Source organism: Brevundimonas sp. UBA7534, assembly GCF_002479325.1.
GTDB lineage: Bacteria > Pseudomonadota > Alphaproteobacteria > Caulobacterales > Caulobacteraceae > Brevundimonas.
Genome location: NZ_DLMO01000109.1, coordinates 1 through 4,436, shown reverse-complemented (window position 1 = coordinate 4,436; position 4,436 = coordinate 1). Strand labels below are relative to the sequence as shown.

Here is a 4,436-nt window from a genome sequence, read left to right as displayed (position 1 = left end):
ACAAATGGCCGCCCGAGACCAAGCGCGAATGGGGCGAGGAGATTCGCATGGACGAGGCGGTCGTCGAGCGGGTGTCGGATATGTGGAGCCGGCTGGGATTGCCGGGTGACGGCGCGCCCATCTGGAAATAAGCTCGGCCTTTGACCGCCGGGGGGCGATTTGAGCGCGTTCGAATTCTATTTCAGCTTCTACGGTCTGGCGCTGGGCCTGTCGGTGGCGGTGGTCGCCACCGGCCTGGCGACGGCCATCCAGCATCGCAAGGCCATCCGTATCGGCTGGCTGACGCCGCTGCTGGCGCTGTTCGTGGGCCTGGACATCGCCACCTTCTGGGACGCGGCCTGGCATGCCTTTCGCGATGCGCCGTTCAGCTATGGAATGCTGGTGATCGGCCTGGCGATCGCCCTGCTCTATTTCATCGCCGCCTCCCTGGTCTTTCCCCACCAGATCGAGGACGGGCTGGCGCTGGACGATCATTTCTGGGCCAACAAGAAGATCGTGCTGCTTCTGACCACGGCCGCAAACACGGTGATGGTCGCGGTATCGGCGCTTCAGGTCGTGGGCCAGCCGGGCGCGGGGATGGTGCTTCTCAACTACGCCATCGCCTATCCGCTGTATCTGGTCCTCGTCGTCCCGGCGGCGCTGACCCGCAGCAAGCGGTGGTTTGCGGGCCTGATCGGCCTTCACGTGCTGATCTATCTGGCGATCGCCTGCCTACCGGCGCCGCCGCCGCCCGCGCAATACAGCCTGGAAAGCGAGCTAGGCTCCATGGTCGGCCTGGACCCCGCGCAAAAACAGCCGCCCGAGATCAATCGGGCTTCCGACATACGGGGCGATTCAAGGTCGCCCGACGACGGCGCGCCGATCCGGAAATCAGCTCCGTCTTCGACCGCTGGAGAGGCGATGTGAGCGCGTTCGAGTTCTTCTTCAGCTTCTACGGTCTGCTGCTGGGCCTTTCCGTCGCCGAACTGGTCGGCGGGTTCGCGCGGGTGCTGCATGAGAAGCAGCGAATCCGGTTCGGCTGGCTGACGCCCTTGCTGGCCCTGTTCGTGGCCATCGACATCGCCACCTTCTGGAACCAGGCCTGGGTCATCTTCCGGGGGGCGCCGTTCAACATCTTCGTTCTGCTGATCTCGCTGGCCATCGCCGCGACCTTCTATGTCGCCGCCAGCACCACCTTTCCGCGCGTTTCGGCCGAGGGCGGCGCCGAACGGATCGACATGGACGCCCACTTCTGGGCCCATCGGCGGCTGGTGTTCGCCTGCGTTCTGGCCGCCAACCTGATTGTCGCCCTGGTCGTGATCGTGCTGGCCATGGCCGATCCGGGGTTCGCCAGGCTGGCGCGTTCGGTCAGTCTGTGGACCGGGGTGGCGATCTTCGTCATCGGGACGGCGACCGCGGCCTTCGCGCCCTGGCGAAAGGTGGTGATCGCCGCCTTGGCCGTGGTCCTGCTGTACAGCCTGTGGAACGTGGCGAAGTCGGCGGCGGCGCTGGCCGCCATGGGCGGCTGGTCGCCGATCACCGGCGGCTGACCTTGCCACCGCCGCCCAACCAGCCCACGAAGACCCATGCGCCCTGATCGTTTCGTCGTCGCGGCCCTGGCCGTCCTAGTCTGCAGCGTGAGTCCCGCCATGTCCCAGTCCCAGCCGCCGTCCCTGCCCAACGCCGCCCCCTGGGATCAGGCCTTCCTGCCACCCGCGCCTGCGTGGGACGGCGCGTCGAAGGCGCTGTTGCGCGATGCGAGCGATCCCTGGGCCACGGCGTTCGAGGCCGATCCGGCGCATGATTTTTCGCCCAACTATGTCGACACCCGCGCCTGGTTCGACCGCCTGGACCAGGCCAGCGGCCTTATCCGCATCGAACAGTTCGGCATTTCGCCCGAGGGGCGGCCGATCTATGCGGTGATCGCGTCGAAGGACGGGGCGACGTTCGATCCGGCCAAGCCGGTGCTGATGATTCAGGCGGGCATCCACCCCGGCGAGATCGACGGCAAGGACGCGGGCATGATGCTGCTGCGCGACATCGCCTTCTATGGGAAGGACGCCCTGCTGGACCGGGTCAACCTGATCCTGATCCCGATCCTGAGCGTGGACGGGCACGAGCGGTCCGGCCCCTATTCGCGCCCCAACCAGCGCGGCCCCCGCATCCAGGGCTGGCGCAACACGGCGACGAACCAGAACCTGAACCGCGACTATCTGAAACTGGACCAAGCCGAGATGCGTGCGGTGCGCGGCCTGATCCTGAAATACCGGCCCGACCTTTACGTCGACGTTCACGTCACCGACGGCATGGATTACCAGTACGACGTCACCTACGGCTTCAACGGCGAGAACGGCACGTTCAGCCGTTCGCCCAACGCCTCGGCCTGGCTGGATGCGACGTTCAAGCCGGCGATGAATGCGGCGCTGGAAGCCGAGGGTCATATTCCCGGCGAGTTGGTCTTCGGCCAGGACGACGATGACCCGAAGGCCGGGCTGAACGACGGCGGCCTGGGCGAGCGTTTCTCCAACGGCTGGGGCGCGGCCGCCCACGTGCCGACCATCCTGATCGAGAACCACAGCCTGAAGCCCCACGAACAGCGGGTGCTGGGCGCCTATGTCTTCATCGAGGAGGCGCTGCGGCTGCTGGCCGACCAGGGCGCGGCGTTGCGCGCCGCGACCGAGCGGGACAAGGCTCTGCGACCCGCCGAGATCCCGGCCAACTTCGAGCAGGAGGACACGCCTTCCTCCACCCGGACGTTCAAGGGCATCCGCTACGACATGGTCGACAGCGCAGCCTCGGGCCGCAAGGAAATCCGTTGGCTGGGCCAGCCGGATCCCGAGCCGTGGGCACTGCCCTACTACAGTTCGCAGCCGACGCTGACGCTGAACCGGCCCGCCGCCTACTGGGTGCCGGGCTACCGGAGCGACATCATCGAGCGGCTGAAGGCGCACGGGATCGAGATGGAGACGATGGCGGCCCCGCGCACCGTGGGCGTCTCCATGCTGCGCCTGATCGATCCCAAGCTGGCGACGCGCGCCAACGAAGGCCACATCCAGACCTCGGTCGAGACGGTCGAGGTCGAGCCGCGCGACTGGATCTTCCCCGCCGGTTCGGTGCGGGTGTCCACCGACCAGCCGCTGGGCGACATCGTCGTTCTGCTGCTGGAGCCGCAATCCAGCGAGAGCTTCTTCGCCTGGGGAATGTTCCCGGAAGTGCTGAGCCGGGTCGAATATATCGAGCCCTACGCCATCGCCCCGCTGGCGGACCGGATGCTGGCCGCCGAACCGGCGCTGAAGGCCGAGTTCGAGGCGAAGCTGGCCGCCGAGCCCGACTTCGCGGCGGACCCGCACGCTCGCCTGGCCTGGTTCTATGAGCGCACGCCGTTTTACGACGACCGCTATCTGCTCTATCCGGTGGCGCGCGAGGACTGAACCATGATGACCGAAGCCCTGATGCACGCCCTGCAGGCCGCCGCCCTGTGGAGCGGACTGCTGATCCTGATGCTGCTGGTGCTGTCGGGAATGGTCGTCAGCGGGCGACGGCGGCACATGGTGTCTTTCGGCGACGGCGGCCATCCGGACCTGCTGGCGGCCAGCCGCGCCTTTGGAAATTGCGTCGAATACGCCACGCCCGGCATGGCCGCGATGGCGCTGCTGGCTCTGGTCAGCGGACAGGCGTGGATGGTCCATGCGGTCGGCGCGACCCTGCTGGCGGGCCGCATCCTGCATGCGCTGGGGCTGATGCTTCAGACCGGCCCGTCGGTCGGACGTGTGCTGGGGATGGCGCTGACCTGGATCGCCCTGCTGGCCGCCGGCGTCGGCCTGATCGCCTACGGGGTGCTGTGACGCCGGTTGCGGCGACCGGAGGGGTCCGCCATATCGGGGCATGATCGAAGTCCTGTCCGGCGCCCCGGCGTCCGTTTCTCCCGAAATCCTGAATGACATCGTCCAGGCCGCGCTGAAGGCCGGGGCCGACGCGGCCGAGGCCGTGGCCGCCGACCGCCAGTCGCTGTCCGTCGGCGTCCGCAACGGCCGGCTGGAGGACGTGGAGCGCGAGGAGTCGCGCGACCTGGGCCTGCGGGTCTTCGTCGGCAAGCGCCAGGCGACGGTCTCGGCCTCGGACCTGTCGGCGGCGACGCGCGCGCGGCTAGTGGAGCGGGCTTTGGCCATGGCCCGGCTGGCGCCGGAAGACCCCTACGCCGGCCTGGCGCCCGAGGACCGGCTGGCGCGGGGGCCTTTCGCGGACATGGACCTGTACGACCCGACCGAACGCGGCGCGGCCGAGCTGGAAGCCGCCGCCGCTGAGGCGGAGAGCGCGGCCCTGGCCGTGCCGGGCGTGGCCAAGTCGGAAGGCGGACACGCCGGATGGTCGTCCAGCCGCTGGCGATTGGTCACCTCGACCGGATTCGACGGCGCCTATGAGGGCACGGCCTTCTCGCTGGGCGTCGGCGTCATCGC

Annotated in this window: 6 protein-coding genes; all 6 read left to right on the top strand. The window is 68.2% G+C overall.

The window, feature by feature from the left end; all coding sequences use genetic code 11:
* The coding region (locus tag B2U11_RS08535) for a hypothetical protein (RefSeq protein WP_292071090.1) at window positions 1-131 on the top strand (131 nt) is incomplete at its 5' end.
* Between the two features lie 28 nt (window positions 132-159).
* Window positions 160-906 (top strand): hypothetical protein, encoded by a 747-nt coding sequence (locus B2U11_RS08530; RefSeq protein WP_292071088.1) that lies wholly within the window; start codon window positions 160-162, stop codon window positions 904-906.
* On the top strand, window positions 903-1,529 hold the full coding sequence (locus B2U11_RS08525) for a hypothetical protein (RefSeq protein WP_292071086.1): 627 nt from the start codon (window positions 903-905) through the stop codon (window positions 1,527-1,529). Before B2U11_RS08530 ends, B2U11_RS08525 begins: the two co-directional genes overlap by 4 nt.
* Before the next feature lie 36 nt (window positions 1,530-1,565).
* Window positions 1,566-3,410 carry a M14 family metallopeptidase gene (locus B2U11_RS08520; protein ID WP_292071084.1) on the top strand — a complete coding sequence of 615 codons (1,845 nt, stop codon included), beginning with the start codon at window positions 1,566-1,568 and terminating at the stop codon, window positions 3,408-3,410.
* A 3-nt stretch (window positions 3,411-3,413) separates the two neighbouring features.
* Window positions 3,414-3,824: an MAPEG family protein gene (locus B2U11_RS08515; protein WP_292071082.1), complete on the top strand. Its 411-nt coding sequence runs from the start codon at window positions 3,414-3,416 to the stop codon at window positions 3,822-3,824.
* 40 nt (window positions 3,825-3,864) lie between these two features.
* A partial coding sequence (locus tag B2U11_RS08510; RefSeq protein ID WP_292071080.1) for a PmbA/TldA family metallopeptidase occupies window positions 3,865-4,436 on the top strand: 572 nt, incomplete at its 3' end.

Excerpts from the sequence above, each read along its gene's own strand:
- B2U11_RS08520 (WP_292071084.1), top strand. The coding sequence starts at position 1,566 with ATGCGCCCTGATCGTTTCGTCGTCGCGGCCCTGGCCGTCCTAGTCTGC.
- B2U11_RS08515 (WP_292071082.1), top strand. The coding sequence starts at position 3,414 with ATGATGACCGAAGCCCTGATGCACGCCCTGCAGGCCGCCGCCCTGTGG.